This is a genomic window from Mesorhizobium sp. M0598, from assembly GCF_040320865.1.
GTDB lineage: Bacteria > Pseudomonadota > Alphaproteobacteria > Rhizobiales > Rhizobiaceae > Mesorhizobium.
This window is the reverse complement of the sequence record NZ_JAMYQL010000022.1, coordinates 86,222-103,963: the sequence shown is the minus strand read 5'-3', so window position 1 is coordinate 103,963 and position 17,742 is coordinate 86,222. Positions and strand designations below refer to the sequence as shown.

The window sequence follows — 17,742 nt, the reverse complement described above, 5'->3', positions numbered from 1 at the left end:
TGTCGTTGGTCTTCGAAGCAACTTCGCGGACCATCTGCGCGCCCATGTTCTCGAACTTGTCTTCAAGCTCGATTTCCTTGGCGACGGTGACGCCGTCCTTGGTAATGCGCGGTGCGCCGAACGACTTGTCGATGACGACGTTGCGGCCCTTGGGGCCGAGCGTGACCTTCACCGCGTCGGCGAGGATGTTGACGCCGCGCAGCATGCGCTCACGAGCGTCGCGGGAGAATTTTACGTCTTTGGCAGCCATTTTTAGCTCCTGGCAGGGGCTTGGATTGAGCCCGAAGATTTAAACGAGGGTGAGGCCGATATTCAGCCGATGATGCCCATAATGTCGGATTCCTTCATGATCAGAAGGTCTTCGCCATTGAGCTTGACTTCGGTGCCCGACCACTTGCCGAACAGGATGCGGTCGCCGGCCTTGACGTCCAGCGGGACGAGCTTGCCGGCTTCGTCGCGGGCGCCGGAACCGACGGCGATGATCTCGCCTTCCTGCGGCTTTTCCTTAGCCGTATCGGGGATGATGATCCCGCCCGCGGTCTTGGATTCGGATTCGACCCGACGAACGACCACGCGGTCATGAAGCGGGCGGAACTTCGACTTTGCCATTTTTTATTCCTCGATGAGAATGGTGAGAACAGTTCCTCCGTCCGGCGGCGCCGGACATGTGGTTAGCACTCATCTTGGGGGAGTGCTAACGTGGCGCTGAAATAGGCTGGCAACTCGCGCGAGTCAAGGCGCCCGGTGAGCATCATCAGGAACAATTGCTTCAAACGGATACTTGACTAAGTCAACTAAATCGCTGATCTTGCCGGGAGGAGGATGCCATGACCATTCATGATCACCCAGGCAAGGAGCTGATCGACGCGGTGCGGGCCTTCAACCGCTTCTACACCCGCCAGATCGGGCTGCTCGACGAAGGGCTGCTGAAAAGCACCTTCTCGCTGACCGAGGCGCGGGTGCTCTATGAGCTGGCCCATCGCGATGGCCTGACCGCCACCGACCTTGCACGCGATCTCGGCCTCGATGCCGGTTATCTCAGCCGGCTGCTGAAGAAGTTCGAGGAGCGTGATCTGGTCGAGCGCGCCACGATGGAAGCGGATGCGCGGCGCTCGTCGATCGCGCTGACCAAGGCCGGGCGGCAGGCCTTCGCGCCGCTGAACCAGGGTTCGCACGACCAGGTCGCGGCTTTGCTCGAACGGCTTTCGGTTGCCGAACAGGACAGGCTGGTCAAGGCCATGCAGACGGTGCAGCTTCTGCTGGGCGGAAGCGCCGAACCCAAAATTCCCTATATGCTGCGGTCCCTGCAAGTCGGCGACATCGGCTGGATCATCCATCGGCAGGGCCTGCTCTACGCGCAGGAATATGGCTGGGACGAAACCTATGAAGCGCTGGTCGCCGAAATCCTCGGTGTCTTCGTCAAATCCTTCGATCCGAAATGGCAACGCAGCTGGATCGCCGAGCGGGAAGGGGAGGTCGTCGGCTCGGTCTTCGTCGTGCGCCAGTCGGACGCGGTGGCGAAATTGCGCCTGCTCTATGTCGAGCCGTCGGCGCGCGGCCTCGGTATCGGCAAGCGGCTGGTCGAGGAATGTATCGGCTTTTGCCGCGCCACGGGTTACACGACACTGACGCTGTGGACCAACGACGTGCTCGCCGCCGCCCGCCACATCTATGAGGCTGCGGGTTTTAAATTGGCCAACGAGGAGCGCCACCATTCCTTCGGCAAGGATCTGGTCGGCCAGAACTGGAATTTGGAGCTGTAGCAGCGCCGCAGAATTTCGAGCATCGGCCTGGGGCGGTCGCTCAGGTCGCAGGCTTGATGTTTTGGTTCAAGCGAAAGAAATTGGTGGGATCATACTTGTTCTTTAGTGCGGCCAACCTCGGATAATTCTCGCCGTAAGCCGCCAGAACCCGATCAGTGCCCTCTTCGCCGAGATTATTCGCATAGACGCCGCCGGTCGAGAACGGTCTCATTGCATCCCACAGGTCGCGCGCCCATCGGATGTGCGTTTCGTCGTCAGACGGATTGTCCCAGATCGATATCGGGAAGCAATCGTAAAGTGCATCTCTGTTGGCGTAGGGCGTTCCGTCCATCGGTACTCGCGAGATGGCGCCGCCAACCTGCTGCAGGACCAGAAGCGATTCGCTGGGTGCAGTCATGTAAGCCGCAAGCATGGTATCGATCGCCTGATCTGTGATTTCGCGCATGAACTGCGCCTTCCAGTAGTAGCGCCGCCCGCGCGGAAAGAGGCTGTCCCCGGCCGATTGGATTTGAAGATAGGGGACAGGAGCAATCCGGCGCTCAACTGGCGTGCCATACTCTCTCAGAGGTTGAATGATTTGCTGGCCTTCGTCGAGTGGGCCGATGTAGCACGCCGATATGCTGAAGAAGCGTTCGCCCGAGGGCGCCGTCACAAGTGCTGCATCCAGGCTCAGCTCATCCGGGGCGCCGCTCGAGAACGCACGATAGAACCGCATCGCTTCGCGTGCCTCTTCGTAGCGGTATAGCATCGATCCCGCGATGAGGAGCGGACCCACGGGATGGAGCTTGTATTCGAAGGTGGTGACTATTCCGAAATTGCCGCCGCCGCCCCGAATGCCCCAGAACAAATCTGCATTTTCGGCCGCGTTTGCCGTGAGCAAGCGGCCGTCCGCTGTCACGATTTCGACAGCAACAAGGTTGTCGCAGCTCAGTCCATGTTTGCGGCCAAGCTTGCCGAACCCGCCGCCGAGTGTCAGTCCGGCTATGCCGGTATCCGCGTTGACACCCATGGTCGTCGCAAGACCATGGACCTGTGTGGCTGCGTCGAACTCGCCCAGGTTCAGGCCGGCTTCTGCGCGCGCAACACGGCGGATCGGGTCGACTTCGATCCGCTTCATGCGTGACACATCGATCACCAAGCCGCCGTCGCATACCGAACTGCCGGCGACGTTATGACCACCGCCGCGGACGGCGACGAGGAAGCCTTGCGATCGGGCGAAGTTGACGGCCGTGACGACATCGCTGGATTCGACGCAATAGAAGACAGCCGCCGGCCTCTTATCGACCATGCCATTCCAAACTCTGCGCGCCTGGTCATAGCCAGGGTCGTCCGGAAGGATCAGATCGCCGCTAATCGCCTGCCTGAGCCGGGCGATATCTGGCGCCTGCAACGTCGGCTCGGAACCGTCTATAAGCTTGAACATGCTCATCGAGGGATACCCTTCGTGATCCAGCACGGTTGGACAGGCCGCTGTCGTTCACCGGATCACAATGATCTCATGCGGCGCCATTCGCTGCAAAATCGAATATCTCAGTCGCTGGATGAGCTAAATTCATCTAAACTGCCTGGATGAGAAAACTTCCGCCGCTCGGGTCGCTTCGCGCCTTCGAAGCCGCTGCCAGGCTGATGAGCTTCAGGAAGGCCGCGACGGAACTCGGAGTGACGCCAACGGCCATCAGCCACCAGATTCGATTGCTGGAGGAGGTCTGTGGGCAACTGCTGTTCCGGCGGCGCCCACGACCGCTCGTGCTCACAGGCGTGGGCGAACGGCTATTCCCGGTAATTTGCAGCGGCTTCGACGCTTTCGCTGCGGCAATAGCATCGGCCTCGGCCGGAGTTGGCCAACGCCCGTTGCGCGTGACGAGCCCAAATGCATTTGCCAGCCGATGGCTGGTTCCGCGCCTGTCGAAGTGGCGCGAACAGCATCCGAACATTCCACTGGAGATCATCGGGACAGACGCCGTTCTGGACCTGCGAGCCGGTGACGCCGACGTCGCGATCCGCTATGCGCGCAGGATGCCGCGGGATGTTCCCGCGCAGGAAATTTTTCGGGACGCATTCTTTCCGGTATGCAGCCCGGAGTTGTTCGCAGGAGGCGACCGACAGATCGAGCGCGCCGCCGATCTGCTGCAATACCCGCTCATCCATTTCAATTGGACGAACCGCGACCCGGAAGCGCCGACTTGGCAACGATGGCTGGCGATCGCACGCTCGATCGATCCCAGCATCCCCAATGCCAACCAGGCATGGGACCTAAGCTTCCGCGAAGAGCTGCACGCGATTGACGCGGTAGCGGCAGGCCAAGGTATCGCTATCTGCAGCGATGTGGTCGTCAGTGGCGAACTCGAGGCTGGCAGGCTAGTCAAGGCACATGATCTCTGTCTGCCAGGCTATGGCTTTTACCTTGCCTGCGTAGCCAATCACCCCCGACAAGCGCATATCGAAGCGTTTTCCGCCTGGATGAGATCGATAGTCTGAGCATCTGAACGCCGATCTTCTGCATGCTCGTCACAAGCGCCCGGCGTAATAAATTGCTAACCACGATCGCCCTGCACCGACTGCCATGCACACTTGCCGGCTTCTGGCACAATCCGGCTCCTTGAATTATGAGCACGCTTATTATATATGTCGCTCATGGTTTCCGACGGCATCGACAGATTGGGCTTTTTGATCCACGACGTGCAGCGCCTGATGCGCAAGCGCTTCGAGGCGCGCGCCAGTGGTTTCGGCCTTTCTTCGGCGCAATGGCGGCTTCTGGTACGTGTCGCCAAGGAGGCGGGTGTCGCGCAGGCGCGGCTTGCCGAGCTTCTCGAAATCGAGCCGATCAGCGTCTCGCGTCTTGTCGATCGCATGGAGGAGGGCGGCTGGATCGAGCGCCGTCCCGACGCAACCGACAGGCGAGTGCGCATGATTTTCCCGACCGCCAAGGCCAACGCGGCCTACACCCACGTCAAGAGCCTTGCCGGCGAGGTTTATGAGGAATCGCTCGTTGGCGTTTCGCCGGAAGATCGCCACGTCCTGGTCAGGGCGCTGGAGACAATGGTGCAGAATCTTGCAGATGGTGAGACGCCGCCCTCGGAAAAAGTGAAGAATACGGAAGGCGCAGCAGCATGAACGCGGTAGCCAAACTAGATGAGAATGCGGCCAAGCTGGAGATGGAAGCTCCCGCGAAGCCGGCGGCAGCTCCGGTAACGGTCGCTCCGCAGATAGCTCCGGCGCCGGTGGCGCCGAAGAAGAAGCGCCGTGCCGGCCGCTTCCTTTTGATGTTTGTGCTGCCCGCTGCGTTGATCGCCGGCGGCAGCTATGTCTGGGTGACCGGCGGCCGCTATCAGGAGACCGAGAACGCCAATCTGCAGCAGGCCAAGGTGTCGATAGCCGCCGATACGGCGGGCCGCATCGTTCAGGTCGACATTTTCGACAACCAGTCTGTCAAGCAGGGCGACGTGTTGTTCGCTATCGATCCCGAGCCCTACCGGATCGCATTGGCCCAGGCCGACGCGGCGGTGGCTGGCGCCCGGCTCAATGTCGAGCAGCTGCGTGCGGCCTACAGCCAGGCGCTGGCGCAGGAGAAGTCCGACGAAAGCCAGGTCCAGTACGCGCAGTCGCAATATGACCGCGCCGCCGACCTTGCCCGCAAGGGCATCAACGCCAAGTCGTCTCTGGACGAAGCCAAGAACGACCTCGACAAGGCGAAGCAGCAGCTGGCCGTGGCCCAGCAAGGGATCGCCAGCGCCAAGGCGGCACTTGGCGGCAATCCCGACATCGAGACCGACAAGCATCCAACGGTAATGGCGGCGCTCGCCGCACGCGACAAGGCGGCCTACGATCTGGTCCAGACCACGGTCAAGGCACCTGCCGACGGCATCATCAGCCAGGCCGCTTCGTTCAAGGTCGGCCAGTATGTCGGTTCGGGCACGCCGCTGTTTTCGCTGGTCGAGACCGGCGACACCTGGGTCGACGCCAATTTCAAGGAAACCCAGCTCACCAACATGAAGCCGGGCCAGAAGGCCGAAATCGTGGTCGATACCTATCCGGGCAAGACGTTCGAAGCCACCGTCAAGGCGATCGGCGCCGGCACCGGGGCCGAGTTCTCGCTGCTGCCCGCGCAGAACGCCACCGGCAACTGGGTCAAGGTCACGCAGCGCATTCCGGTCCGCCTGGAATTGGCCGATGCCGACGCCAAGACGGCGCTGCGCACCGGCATGAGCGCGACGGTCACGGTGGACACCGGCGTTTCCCGCGGGCTGCCGAGCATTTTCGGCCGCGCCACGGCAGGCGAGGCCAGGTAAAGAGGCCTGGTAGCGGCCGCATAGCAAACAGCGAGATGGATGCAGGATTGGTCCGAGGGAGGCGCAGGAAAAGTTGAATGCGTGGACGGGCTGCGCTGTAGCCTGCCTGAGCAGACAACGCCGCGCAGGATCTTCGGTCCTCAGGTTTCCGGGCGGCAGGCGCCCGCTTGTCGAGACGCTCAGTCGATGTAACCCCCACATCGATGCTCGCGTCCCACCGCGATGAGGGTCTCTCTACAGCGAGGGCCTCGCCGTCCGGAAACCTAATGTACACGTTTTTGTTACCTGCTGGAAGTTTTAGGTCATGAGCAGCCCAGAACCCTTTCGCGAAGTACCGCACCGCGGCCTGATCACAGTTGCGCTCATGCTTGCGACGATCATGCAGGCGCTCGACACGACGATCGCCAACGTTGCGCTGCCGACCATGACCGGCGATCTCGGCGCCTCCCCCGACAACATCAACTGGGTGCTGACCTCCTACATCGTTGCCGCGGCGATCATGACGCCGGTGACCGGCTGGCTTGCCGACCGCTTCGGCCGCAAGGAGCTGTTCCTGACGGCCGTGGTCGGTTTCACCGTCTTTTCAATGCTGTGCGGCATCGCCTGGAGCCTTGAGACCATCGTTTTGTTCCGGCTCATGCAAGGCGTGTTCGGCGCGGCCATCGTGCCGCTGTCGCAGACCTTCCTGCTCGACATCAACCCTAGGGAACGCCACGGCCAGGCCATGGCCATCTGGGGCGCCGGCATCATGCTGGGACCAATCCTTGGCCCGACGCTGGGTGGCTGGCTGACCGAGAATTTCAACTGGCGCTGGGTGTTCTTCATCAACCTGCCGGTCGGCATCATCGCCTTCCTTGGCATGGCCGCATATCTTCCCAGCGTCGCCCGTCGCGTGCGCAGCTTCGATTTCTTCGGCTTCACCATGCTCTCGCTCGGTGTCGGCGCGCTGCAGCTGATGCTCGATCGCGGCGGCGAGGTCGACTGGTTTTCCTCGATCGAGATATGGATCGAGCTTGGTCTTTCCATCACCGGTTTCTGGGTATTCACCATCCACACGTTGACGGCGGAGCACCCCTTTATCGACCCGAAGATCTTCCTCGATCGCAATTTCGTCACCGGGCTTGCGTTCATCTTTGTCATGGGCGTGCTCATCCTGGCGAGCATGTCGCTGCTGCCGCCAATGCTGTCGACCATCTTCGGTTATCCGACCCTCACCATAGGCATCGTCTTGGGCCCGCGCGGTGTCGGCACGATGATCGCGATGCTGTTCGTCGGGCGGATCATGCACAGGATCGATGCCAGGATCCTCGTCGTCATCGGCTTCCTGCTGACCGCGCAATCGCTCTACACGATGTCGAGCTTTTCGCCGCAGATGGACAACTGGCTTATCCTCAGCTCCGGCGTCATCCAGGGCCTTGGAATGGGAATGGTGTTCGTGCCGCTGTCCACCGTGGCTTTCGCCACGCTCGACGCACGCTTCCGCACCGATGCAACGGCGCTGTTCAGCCTGGTGCGCAATCTTGGCTCGTCGATCGGCGTATCGGTGGTGACGGTTCTGCTGGTACGCAACACGCAGATCAACCACGCCGAGCTCTCGGCCTATATCAATCCGTTCAATCCCAACCTCTGGGCGGCATCGCCGGCAGCGGCGGGCGGCGATCCGACGGCGCTGTCGCTGATGGATCGCATGGTCAATGTCCAGGCGATGATGATCTCCTACGTCAATGACTTCAAGCTGCTGATGATGATGACACTGCTTGCTGTCCCGTTTGTTTTCCTGCTGCGCAAGCCAAAGGCTGCGCCGCCCGCCGGTGGCGCGCCTGCCGCGCATATGGACTAAGTCTCACGGCTCCGGCACCGCGACCGGCTCACGGCTTCCGTTGCCTGTGCCGGTAGCGTCGGCGTTGAGCCAGGTTCACCTGCCATTAGTATATCCGGACCAATATGCAGTCGCTTTTGGGTTGAAGGCGAACCTCCTTTGCTTGCCTCAAGCATCAGCGGGAGGAATTGTGTTTGGCCACGAAGTCATCCAGGCAAACCGCCGACGCGCCCGAATCCGCAAATTTGACGACGCTGGCACAACTGGCGACTGCCTCATATGAGGCCCTCGAGCGCGAGCTTCGCGCCACGATTGCGGCACTTCAGGACCAGGCACTGCGGTTCCAGACCGCGATAGAGAACATCTCGCAAGGCATCTGTTTCTTTGATGCCGATGAACGGCTGATCCTGTGCAATCGACGCTATGCGGAAATCTATCGCCTTGCACCGGAGCAATTGCAGCCGGGTGCGGCGCTGCGCGAAATCGTCGAGCGGCGCGTCGCTGTCGGAACCTCGGCAATGAATGCGGACGCTTATCTGGCGTTGGCCCGGGCAGTCAATTCGGGCACGGCTTCGGGGAACTGGACAGCCGAGCTCGCCGATGGCCGGACAATTCAGGTCTGCCATCAGCCGATGCCTGACGGCGGCTGGGTGGCCACGCATGAGGACATCAGCGAGCTCAGCGCCAACCGCTTGGTCGTCGACGAGCGTATCTCCTTGCAGACGCTGATCGACCTGGTGCCTGACTACATGTGGGTGAAGGACACCGAAAGCCGCTTCGTCGTCGCCAACCGAGCCATTGCGTCCGACAGCGGTCGAGACAGCACGAGCGACATGATCGGTCTGAGCGACTTCGACCTTCACGCGCCGGATCTTGCGCAGAAATTTCGCCTCATCGAGCAGCAACTGATGCGCGACGGACAACCGATGATCGACGAGGAGGAGTTCGTCGTCGATGCGTCAGGCACCGGCAAATGGTTCCTGTCTACGAAACTGCCGTTGCGCAACGTTCAGAACAACATTTTCGGCCTCGTCGGCATTGCCCGCGACATCACTGCGCGCAAGCAGGCCGAAATCCTTCGCGACGGGCAGGCGCATATCCTCGAGATGATCGCAAAGAGCGCTCCCCTCGAAGACGTGCTCGAGCGGCTCATGCGTCTGGTCGAGTCCCAACTGGCGGGGATATTCGGTTCGGTCTTGCTGCTCGACAAGGATGGCAGCCACTTGCGCCACGCCGCCGCGCCGAGCCTGGCGAGAGACTACACCGACGCCGTCGACGGCGCCGCGGTAGGCCCAAGGGCAGGGTCTTGCGGTACCGCAGTCTATCGGCGCGAGCCGGTGATTGTCGCTGACATCATGCAGGATCCGCTTTGGCAGGACTATCGCGAACTCGCGCGGCCACACGGTTTGCGTTCATGCTGGTCGACGCCGATCCTGTCGCATCAGGGCGCCGTGCTCGGCGTTTTTGCGATGTATTCTATGACGGTGCGCGAACCGATCGAGGCCGAGACTCGCCTCATCGATTTCACCACGCGCATCGCCGGGATCGCCATCGAACGCAAACAGGCCGAAGACCGGATCCACTTCATGGCCAATCATGACGTGCTGACCGGGCTTCCCAATCGCGCCTTGTTGGAGGACCGGCTTTCACAGGCGCTCTTGTACGCCCAGCGATACGATCGCTGGGTGACAGTGGTGTTCATCGATCTGGACAATTTCAAATTCGTCAACGACACGCTCGGCCACAATGCCGGCGACGAGCTCCTGAAGATCGTCGCAAGTCGCATGGTCGACTGCGTCCGGGCGACCGATACCGTCGTGCGACTTGGCGGCGACGAATTCGTCGTCGTGCTTTTCGACCAGCCGGCGAACGTCGATCTCGTTTCCGAGACCTTGCAAAAGCTCAGGGCTGCACTCGCCGAGCCGGTTCAGCTCGGAGCGCATCTTGTGCGGGCGACGGCCAGTATCGGCATTGCCAACTATCCCAAGGATGGAATGGATCCCGATACGCTGCTGGCAAATGCCGATGCGGCCATGTATCGCGCCAAGGAGTTCGGCCGCGATAATTTCCAGTTTTACGCTCCCGAGTTCAACACCAGGGCGCATGAAAAATTCGTGCTTCAGGAAGAGTTGCGAAACGCCTTGGCGCGTTCGGAATTCACGCTGCTCTACCAACCGCAGGTGGACCTTCGGTCAGGTCGGGTTTTTGCGGTCGAGGCGCTGATACGCTGGAACCACCCAACGCTTGGCACGGTAATGCCGACGATGTTCATCCCGACCGCCGAGGAGACAGGTCTGATCGTACCGATCGGCGACTGGGTCCTGCATGAGGCGTGCCGGCAGAACAAAGCCTGGCAAGACGCAGGACTGCCGCCCTTGACCGTTTGCGTGAATGTGTCGGCGCGGCAATTCAGGGAGCGCAACCTGATCGATCGCATCGTCAGCGCGCTGAAGGACAGCGGCCTGGAGGCCAGGTATCTCGAGCTGGAGTTGACCGAGAGCCTTATCATGCAGGATATCGAGCTGGCGGTCGCCACCATGAACGCCCTGCAAAGCCTGGGTGTCCAGATCTCGATCGATGATTTCGGCACCGGCTATTCCAGCCTCAGCGCACTCAAGACCTTTCCCGTGGCGCGGCTGAAGATCGACAAGTCCTTCATCAAGGATCTCGCCGCCGACGAGAACGATCAGGCTGTGGCCAGCGCGGTGATTTCATTGGGGCAAAATCTCAACCTGAGGGTCATCGCCGAGGGCGTTGAGACAGATGATCAGGTGGCTTTCCTGCGCAGAAACAATTGCGACGAAATGCAGGGCTATCATTTCAGCAGGCCGATTTGTGCGCAGGACGTCGAGGAATTGCTCGGCGGCGGCCGCAAAGACTGACGGATCGGTCGCCAGCAGGCTTCTGCCGACCAAATGGCGGAAGTTATCTGCCGAGCACAAGGCACCAATAGCGAAGCGTGCTGTCGCGGCCGTCGCGCACATAAGCGAGGCCGAAGCGGGTGAAGCGCGGGTCGAGCATGTTGCGGCGGTGGCCTGGCGAATGCACCCAGATATCAAACAGCTTCTGCTGGTCGAAGCGGCCTTCGGCGATGTTTTCGGCGGCAGCGCCGGCAATGCCATTGTCTTTGACGCGCGAGGCAAAGTCCTTGCCCCAGCCGGTGGTGTGGTTCATTCGGCCGCCGCGCGCCATATAGCCGGCCTGCTGCAGCGCCGCCTGCTCGAGCGGCGCATCGGGGACAAGCGGCCTGAGACCCGCCGAAGCGCGGATGCCGGCCAGCGTGCCAGCGGCGGAGGCAGAGACACCGGCGCCTTCGCCGTTGGGCAGCACGGTGGCGCAGGCGACGAGCCCGGCAAGGGCGCCAAGGCCGGCAGCTCTGAGCAGCACGCGCCTGCTTAGGCTAGGTTGGGCCTCATAATTTTCGATTTTCGTAACGGTCATGCCCGCCTGACATAACCGCGATCATGGCTTTTGCCGGGCAGGGCGGTGAAAATGCGTGATGATGGTTTCGACGTGATGGCACTGTGTCAGATTGATTTCACTGCTCAATCGAAACAGGCTTGCTCGGATGGCGGCATTCGCCCAGGCGGCTGTTCGGGCTCGATACGCCCAGGGGCTCGATACCCAGTCAGGCATTCACGGACAGAGAGTTTCTTTTGCCCCATCTTTGCGGCTTCACGAGCGCTGGCGAGGTATCCTCGGTTGCAAATTTTCTCTGGGGGATATCGCTTGCAGTGACGACCGGAGCGATTCGTACGCCTGAGCACCAAGCAGCCTCCGGTATTGGTCTTCGAGACGCTGATTGAAATCGTGGACGGTCCGGATCACTGCAAGCGCCGCGTTAGTTGCAACGATTAATTTGGCCCGTCGGTCGTTCGGATCATGCGAGCGCCGAACATAACCGAGGCGCTCCAGTTCATCGATCAACTCACCCATCGATGCTTTGCCGATGCCCGCACGCTCTGCGAGGACGCTGGGTCGGGTTCCCTCCGCGTCGATGTTGGCGAATACAGCGCCGTGTTTGGGCTTGATTGCCGAATGGCCGCTCTCCCGGAGAACCTGGACCAAAGCGCTCGCCGACGATTGATAAGCATAGAGAAGCAGAGACTGCGTGTATGGCTGATTATCCATCTTTCCAAACTTATATGGTGCCCATATAGTATGGCAACCGAACTATATGGCAGGAGGTCAGCATGGCTACCGGCAACGTCCGAACTGAAGGGGTGGAAAGTGTCGCGCACAGGCTGATCGAAGCTTGGAATCGTCACGATGCTCGCGCCTTTGCCGCCGTATTCGCGGCAGATGCCGAATTTACAAACGTCTTCGGCATGCAGGCGACTGGACGTGACAAGATCGAGCAGTTCCATGCCCCAATTTTTGAGAAGATGTTCAAGCACAGCCACCTATCCGCCGAAAGCGTGCGGAACAGGCTTGTTCGCCCTGATGTTGCCACGCTCGACCTGCGGTGGTCCATGACTGGCGCGCTCGATCCGATGGGAAACGAATGGCCGCGTCGGCGCGGATTAATCAGCGTAGTGGCGACGCGGGATCATGATGAATGGTTGATTGCAACGATGCACAATATGGAACTTGGGGACGATCAAATGGCAAAGTCTCAGGAGAAACTTCAAGAGCATAAGTAGGCTCTTCATTCACACAGAATCAAAAGCGACAGCCAGCCAGCATGGTCAAGCCGATCTGATCGGGCAACGAGATCGAACGGCGGGTCAGGTGATCGGGATTGGCGAGCTATGCTACAGGAGTTGGTGCCGGATGGCGGTGCCTTGTCCCGGTTTGGCTGGCACAATGGCGCGCCCCATAGCCGGTCGCCTTGGTCTTGCGGAATCTAATGTATGAACGGCTTGGAGCGCGCTGGGCTCTCGCCGGCAGTTCTTTGCGGCGCGGTGATCGCCGGGCGGCTATTCCGCCGCCACGAGTTTGGTTTCCGGCGTCGATGTAGCCCGGCTGGCCCGATCGTCCTCGGTATCTTCCCACCAATCGCCCAGGGCGTCGATGAGCGGCACAAGCTTGAGACCGGGCTCCGTCAGGTCGTAATCCACGTGTAGCGGATAGCCGGCATGCGCTGTTCGCCGCACAATCCCGGCTTCCTCCAGCTTGCGTAGTTCGAGCGCCAGGATGCGGTGCGACACTGTCGGATTGTCACGCCTTAGGTCGCTGAAGCGCTTGGTACCGTCCTTGAGATAATAGAGCAGCAAGGTGGGCCAGCGACCGCTGAGCACACGCATGGTCTCCTCGATCGGGCAGCGTGAGACGACATCTTTCATGGCGGGGACCTGGTTACAGAATAGTGCGTAATTTACATGGGGCGACCAGCGTTTAGGGTCAAGTTTCGCTGCGCAGCGTGATCCCTAAATCATGGAAGAGACAAAGAAATGGAACCTATTCTCCTTTACGGCTTCCCGCTGGGAAGTTCGATGGGGCTTGTCGCTGCTTTTGAACGCCTCGAACAACGCTACCGCCTGTGTCGTGTCGACATGCTCGCTGAGATGAAGAACGATGCCTATGCCAGCATCAACGGCCGTCAGGAAACGCCGGTGTTGATCACCGACGAAGGCAGGGTGCTCACCGAGACCATGGCGATTGCCGCCTGGCTCGAAGCCCGCGATACGCAACGCCGTATCAGCTTCGAGCCTCGCTCGCCGGAGGCCGACCGGATGCACCAGCTAATGGCTTTCGTGAACACCGGTTTCACCGCCGCCTTCACCCCGCTCTGGGCTGCTTATGAAATGGAGCCGGCCGAACCGGTGCTGCTGGCGACCTTGCGTGACTTTGGCCGCAAGGTCGTTACCAACCGCCATGACCAGCTCGAGGCGATGATCCTCGACACGGATTTCCTGGTCGGCGACCGGCTGACGCTTGCCGATACCACGCTGATCGGCGTGGCGCGCTGGGCGGAGTTCCACCAGGCGGTCGACGGCGCCGCTTATCCCAGGGTGGCGGCGCTACGTCGCCGCATCGAAGCCGATCCGGCCGTGCGATACGCGCTTGCTGTCGAGGCTGGCGAAAAGCCCGCCGGGTCAGGCGCTTGCCTCGGTCACGTGCCGCTGGCCGAGGTGATCGATCGCTTCGCGGCCTAATCCGTTCGTTCAGCCGCCCGGCGCCCCGGCGCCGGGCGGTGGCGACAAGCACGCCGCGATCCGCTATCATACGGGCGTTCTTGAAGTGGCAGCTGCGGGCGGCCATCCTGGCGGTGACCGCCCCGACACACGGGAGAAAGGTTATGGCCGGCTTTCATGTCATGGCGGACGCACGTGGAATGCATGTACAGCCCACGGTGCGCCGCATCAGCACCGAGGATCTGATCGATGCGCTCCGTCTCGGCGTAGAGGATTTCTGGGCCAAGCCGTCGCATTATGTGTTCCTGTGCCTGATCTATCCGGTGGTCGGCCTGATCCTGACGCAGTGGACCTCGGGCTCGAACGCCATCCAACTCATCTATCCGCTGATGTCCGGCTTCGCTTTGGTCGGTCCGTTCGCCGCTATCGGCCTTTACGAAATCAGCCGCCGGCGCGAGTTCGGCATGGATACATCCTGGTGGCATGCGCTCGACGTGCGCCACTCGCCGGCGCTGCCCGCGATTGCAGTCATCGGTATCATGCTGGTGGTACTGTTCCTGCTCTGGCTGTTCACCGCGCAATCGATCTACACCAGCCTGTACGGCAATCAGCCTCCGGCCTCTATCGTCGGCTTTATTCGCGAAGTGCTGACGACCAGCAAGGGCTGGACGCTGATCCTGCTCGGCAACCTGGCCGGGTTCGCCTTCGCCGCGATCGTGCTGGCGACGACTGTCGTCGCCTTTCCGCTGCTGCTCGACCGCGATGTCGGCGCGGTCTCGGCAGTCGAGACGTCGGCGCGCGCAGTTATGACAAACCCGCTGCAGATGGCGCTGTGGGGCCTGATGGTCGCCGTGCTCCTGGTCATCGGCTCGATCCCGCTATTTGCCGGGCTTGCCGTCGTCATGCCCATCCTTGGCCACGCGACCTGGCATCTCTACCGCAGGGTGGTCGAACCGGAGCGGGCACAGCAGGTCAGGCGGCCGATGTAGGACCGATCAGCGTTGCGCGTCGGTTGCCATCTTGACGGCCAGCGCGGTCAGCACCGTGCCCATCATCCAGCGCTGGATCACCAGCCATAGCGGCCGCCCGGCGAGGAAGATGGCGATCGAGCCGGCCGTCACCGCGATGATGGCGTTGACGGTCAGGCTGATCGCGACCTGCGTGGCACCGAGCACCAGAAGCTGCGACAGCACGTGGCCCTTGCCGGGGCTGATGAATTGCGGCAGCAGCGACAGATAGAGCACTGCCACCTTTGGGTTGAGCAGGTTGGTCATCAGGCCCATGGCGAACAGCTTGCGCGGTCTGTCTTTCGGCAGTTCGCGGATCTGGAAGGGCGAGCGCCCGCCGGGCTTCACCGCTTGCCAGGCGAGCCACAGCAAATAGAGCGCGCCGGCAAGGCGCAGCACATCATAGGCAAAGGGCACGGCGAGCAGCAGCGCGGTGATGCCGAACGCCGCCGACAGCACGTAGAACAAAAAACCGAGCGCCACGCCGCCCAGCGAGATCAGCCCGGCCTTCGGCCCTTGCGACAGCGAGCGCGAGATCAGATAGATCATGTTCGGGCCGGGCGTCAGCACCATGCCGAGGCAGACCAGCGCAAAGGCAAGGTGGTTGGCGGGTTCAGGCAAGAGCGCATCTCCGGATGAGGACACTCACCACATGCTTCCATCACCCGCAAGGGCATGAGGGCAGGAGCCTTTGCGCCAGTGCGCCGGGGCCCCTGCCTTAGTCGCCAATCCCATCGCCTTCAGCCGACGATGCGCAGGTTCGACAATTCGTTGGCGATTTCCTTGAAATTGTCCGACAGAGTCGCGCCCGTCGCATTCCAGAACAGCTTGGCCGGCTTGCTCGGGTCGGCCGAATCCTTGCGGAAGCGCGAATCCGACGAACACGCCTTCAGCGCATCGATTGCCTTCTTGTCGCTGGCATCTGTGGGCGACAGGTCGAGCGCCACCGTCATCACCAGAATGTTCGAATTCTTTGCATTGGCGCAGAGCGTTTTCATCTGCTCGTCGAGTGCTGCCGTGTAGTTGGCACCGGTATAGGTGGTCTTGCCGATATCGGTGCTGGTATTCATGAACAGGCGGGTTACGCTTCCAGATCCCGGATAGGTCAGCCCAGTGTAGCCGTAGGCGGCGTAGGTCGACCTGTTGTTGGCGTAGCTGCCGTCGCTGACGGCACTATAAGTATTGGCTCCGTCGGTCAGCACCACGACCACCTTGTCGTTGCCCCTCTCGCTGTTCGGCCGACCATCGGTGAACGGTGGGTTGCTCCATACAGTTCGCCAGCCCCAGGCAAGGCCCTCCGGCACGTTGGTGTTGCCGTTCGGCGCCATGGCGTCGATGGCGTCCTTGATTTCCTGCTTCTCTGCGTCCTGGCTGACGTCCTTCAACGGCGTGATCGGGTTGGTGGTGCAGGAGGAATTCGGCCCATCGCCCGCGGCTGCGGATTGCGAACCGTATGGTTTTACCAGGAAATATTTGCGCATGTCAGACTGGCGCTGGGAAGCCGTAGGACCGGCGACATAGGGCCAATCGGCCCACCAGTTGTTACCGTAATTGTAGGACGTGCTGATGACGTCGTTGATGCCGTCACGGTTGAAATCGAGCCACAGAGTGCCAGCCTCATCCGGGGCGAACATCGGCACGAAAAGCGTGGCCGGCGCGGCTGTATCGGGCGTGGTGTCGTCGACATTGTGGGGATATGGCCGTGCTTCGACGCAACCTTGCCAGCTCGCATAGCGGCTTGTGGTGTAGATATATTCCGGTGCGCTCCAGTGGCCGTACTGGCAGGTGCCGTTCTTCTTATATGTGTCGCAGACATATTGCTTCGAATTGGGTACCTCTTCGCGGCCCGATTCGACCGTCATGTCGGCGTAGAGGCTGAAACGCGTCAGCGGCTGGTCCTTGGTCTCGCCCCAGCCGGTGCCGCGCTTGTACCAGACGCCGTTGAGCTTCTCGGCATATTTGTCCGGATTGTTGGCGGCACTCATCGTCGTCCAGTCGAAATCCTCGTGCTGGATCGGGGAGATGCCGTCCTGATCCATCCAGCCGTCCTGGTCGTGGGTAGGGCCGACATTGACCGAGGCCGCAAACGGCACGAGAGAAAACTGCACCGGTTTGGTGATCTGCTTCATCTGCTGCGCCTGAAGCGCCAGCGTATCGACAAGCTGCTTGGCGGCCGACTTCAGCAGGTCTATTCGCTTCTCGCCGGTGCCGGAGCCGAGATCGCTCATCGAGCCGGAATTATCCAGCACAAGCGCGACTTCGAGGGTGTTCTTGAGGCGGAGTTCCGAACATTCGGTGAAGGTCGTGTCGCTTGCCGTGCCGCCGATCAGCAGGCTGGCGGCTGGTAGAAAATAGGGGTGGAAGGTGAGGCCGGCGCAGAGCTTCAAGGTGCCGCCGCCGGCATTGTTGTTGGGCAGTGTGACGGTCAGCGCTGTGTTCGCCGGATCGACACGTGCGAGATTGGTTTCGAAAAATGTCTTGGCGTAGGCCTTGACGTCGTCGTCGCTGGCGCCGGCGACGATCTGCTGGGCGGCGGCGAGGCCGGCCGCGTCAAGGGCATTCAGCGTTTCGTGCTTCTGGCGCAACAACTCCCCGTAATCGACGCTGAGCGCCAACCCGCCCATCAGCGGTACAATGGTGATTGCGGTCATTAAGGAGTAGTTGCCACGTCTGTCGCGTCGGAAATTTCCGATCATTGCCTTCAGCATTCCCGCCCGCCCCGTTTTTTTTCCGGACGATGCCACGCATTTTTAAATTTCCGATTGCTAAAATACGTTCAAGGTCGGC

17 protein-coding genes are annotated in these 17,742 nt (G+C 61.1%); 9 read left to right on the top strand and 8 right to left on the bottom strand.

Annotated elements, in window-relative coordinates:
- Together NKI59_RS23910 and groES are read right to left on the bottom strand one after the other, a co-directional pair.
- Nucleotides 1-250, bottom strand: a 250-nt coding sequence (locus NKI59_RS23910) for a TCP-1/cpn60 chaperonin family protein (protein ID WP_352707285.1), incomplete at its 3' end; no start/stop codon positions are given.
- A 62-nt stretch (nt 251-312) separates the two neighbouring features.
- Nucleotides 313-609, bottom strand: coding sequence for a co-chaperone GroES (gene groES / locus NKI59_RS23905; protein WP_006203049.1), 297 nt, complete (start codon nt 607-609; stop codon nt 313-315).
- A 218-nt stretch (nt 610-827) separates the two neighbouring features.
- Between groES and NKI59_RS23900 the strand changes: the two genes are divergently transcribed.
- On the top strand, nt 828-1,763 hold the full coding sequence (locus NKI59_RS23900; RefSeq protein ID WP_352707282.1) for a bifunctional helix-turn-helix transcriptional regulator/GNAT family N-acetyltransferase: 936 nt from the start codon (nt 828-830) through the stop codon (nt 1,761-1,763).
- Between the two features lie 40 nt (nt 1,764-1,803).
- Here the strand turns inward: NKI59_RS23900 and NKI59_RS23895 are convergent, their stop codons facing one another.
- Nucleotides 1,804-3,219: an FAD-binding oxidoreductase gene (locus tag NKI59_RS23895; RefSeq protein WP_352707280.1), complete on the bottom strand. Its 1,416-nt coding sequence runs from the start codon at nt 3,217-3,219 to the stop codon at nt 1,804-1,806.
- A 113-nt stretch (nt 3,220-3,332) separates the two neighbouring features.
- On the opposite strand from NKI59_RS23895, the gene NKI59_RS23890 reads away from it, so the two are divergent.
- The 5 genes from NKI59_RS23890 to NKI59_RS23870 all read left to right on the top strand — a co-directional run bounded on the left by NKI59_RS23890 (nt 3,333) and on the right by NKI59_RS23870 (nt 10,753).
- Nucleotides 3,333-4,241, top strand: coding sequence for a LysR substrate-binding domain-containing protein (locus NKI59_RS23890; protein WP_352517858.1), 909 nt, complete (start codon nt 3,333-3,335; stop codon nt 4,239-4,241).
- Nucleotides 4,242-4,397: 156 nt separating this feature from the next.
- Nucleotides 4,398-4,877: a MarR family winged helix-turn-helix transcriptional regulator gene (locus tag NKI59_RS23885; RefSeq protein WP_352517870.1), complete on the top strand. Its 480-nt coding sequence runs from the start codon at nt 4,398-4,400 to the stop codon at nt 4,875-4,877.
- Entirely contained in the window at nt 4,874-6,052 is a 1,179-nt protein-coding gene (locus NKI59_RS23880; protein ID WP_352517859.1) for an HlyD family secretion protein, read from the top strand. Before NKI59_RS23885 ends, NKI59_RS23880 begins: the two co-directional genes overlap by 4 nt.
- Nucleotides 6,053-6,356: 304 nt before the next feature.
- Nucleotides 6,357-7,892, top strand: coding sequence for a DHA2 family efflux MFS transporter permease subunit (locus NKI59_RS23875; protein WP_352474508.1), 1,536 nt, complete (start codon nt 6,357-6,359; stop codon nt 7,890-7,892).
- Nucleotides 7,893-8,065: 173 nt separating this feature from the next.
- On the top strand, nt 8,066-10,753 hold the full coding sequence (locus NKI59_RS23870) for an EAL domain-containing protein (RefSeq protein WP_352707278.1): 2,688 nt from the start codon (nt 8,066-8,068) through the stop codon (nt 10,751-10,753).
- Between the two features lie 43 nt (nt 10,754-10,796).
- Here NKI59_RS23870 and NKI59_RS23865 read toward each other — a convergent pair whose 3' ends face one another.
- A complete protein-coding gene (locus NKI59_RS23865) occupies nt 10,797-11,312 on the bottom strand; it encodes a CAP domain-containing protein (protein WP_352707276.1) in 516 nt (171 codons plus the stop codon).
- 234 nt (nt 11,313-11,546) lie between these two features.
- Nucleotides 11,547-12,002: a MarR family winged helix-turn-helix transcriptional regulator gene (locus NKI59_RS23860; RefSeq protein ID WP_352707274.1), complete on the bottom strand. Its 456-nt coding sequence runs from the start codon at nt 12,000-12,002 to the stop codon at nt 11,547-11,549.
- Nucleotides 12,003-12,064: 62 nt separating this feature from the next.
- On the opposite strand from NKI59_RS23860, the gene NKI59_RS23855 reads away from it, so the two are divergent.
- Nucleotides 12,065-12,514, top strand: coding sequence for an SgcJ/EcaC family oxidoreductase (locus NKI59_RS23855; protein WP_352680705.1), 450 nt, complete (start codon nt 12,065-12,067; stop codon nt 12,512-12,514).
- A gap of 276 nt (nt 12,515-12,790) precedes the next feature.
- Here the strand turns inward: NKI59_RS23855 and NKI59_RS23850 are convergent, their stop codons facing one another.
- On the bottom strand, nt 12,791-13,156 hold the full coding sequence (locus tag NKI59_RS23850) for a winged helix-turn-helix transcriptional regulator (protein WP_023674333.1): 366 nt from the start codon (nt 13,154-13,156) through the stop codon (nt 12,791-12,793).
- A gap of 108 nt (nt 13,157-13,264) precedes the next feature.
- Between NKI59_RS23850 and NKI59_RS23845 the strand changes: the two genes are divergently transcribed.
- A complete protein-coding gene (locus NKI59_RS23845; RefSeq protein ID WP_352707270.1) occupies nt 13,265-13,969 on the top strand; it encodes a glutathione S-transferase family protein in 705 nt (234 codons plus the stop codon).
- A gap of 143 nt (nt 13,970-14,112) precedes the next feature.
- Entirely contained in the window at nt 14,113-14,937 is an 825-nt protein-coding gene (locus NKI59_RS23840) for a DUF2189 domain-containing protein (protein WP_352453716.1), read from the top strand.
- 6 nt (nt 14,938-14,943) lie between these two features.
- On the opposite strand, the gene NKI59_RS23835 is transcribed toward NKI59_RS23840, so the two are convergent.
- Together NKI59_RS23835 and NKI59_RS23830 are read right to left on the bottom strand one after the other, a co-directional pair.
- Nucleotides 14,944-15,576, bottom strand: coding sequence for a LysE family translocator (locus NKI59_RS23835; protein WP_023674336.1), 633 nt, complete (start codon nt 15,574-15,576; stop codon nt 14,944-14,946).
- Nucleotides 15,577-15,695: 119 nt separating this feature from the next.
- The gene (locus NKI59_RS23830) at nt 15,696-17,651 is read right to left on the bottom strand and encodes a pilus assembly protein TadG-related protein (RefSeq protein ID WP_352707268.1); all 1,956 of its coding nucleotides are present in this window, start codon (nt 17,649-17,651) and stop codon (nt 15,696-15,698) included.
- Nucleotides 17,652-17,742 lie beyond the last annotated feature (91 nt).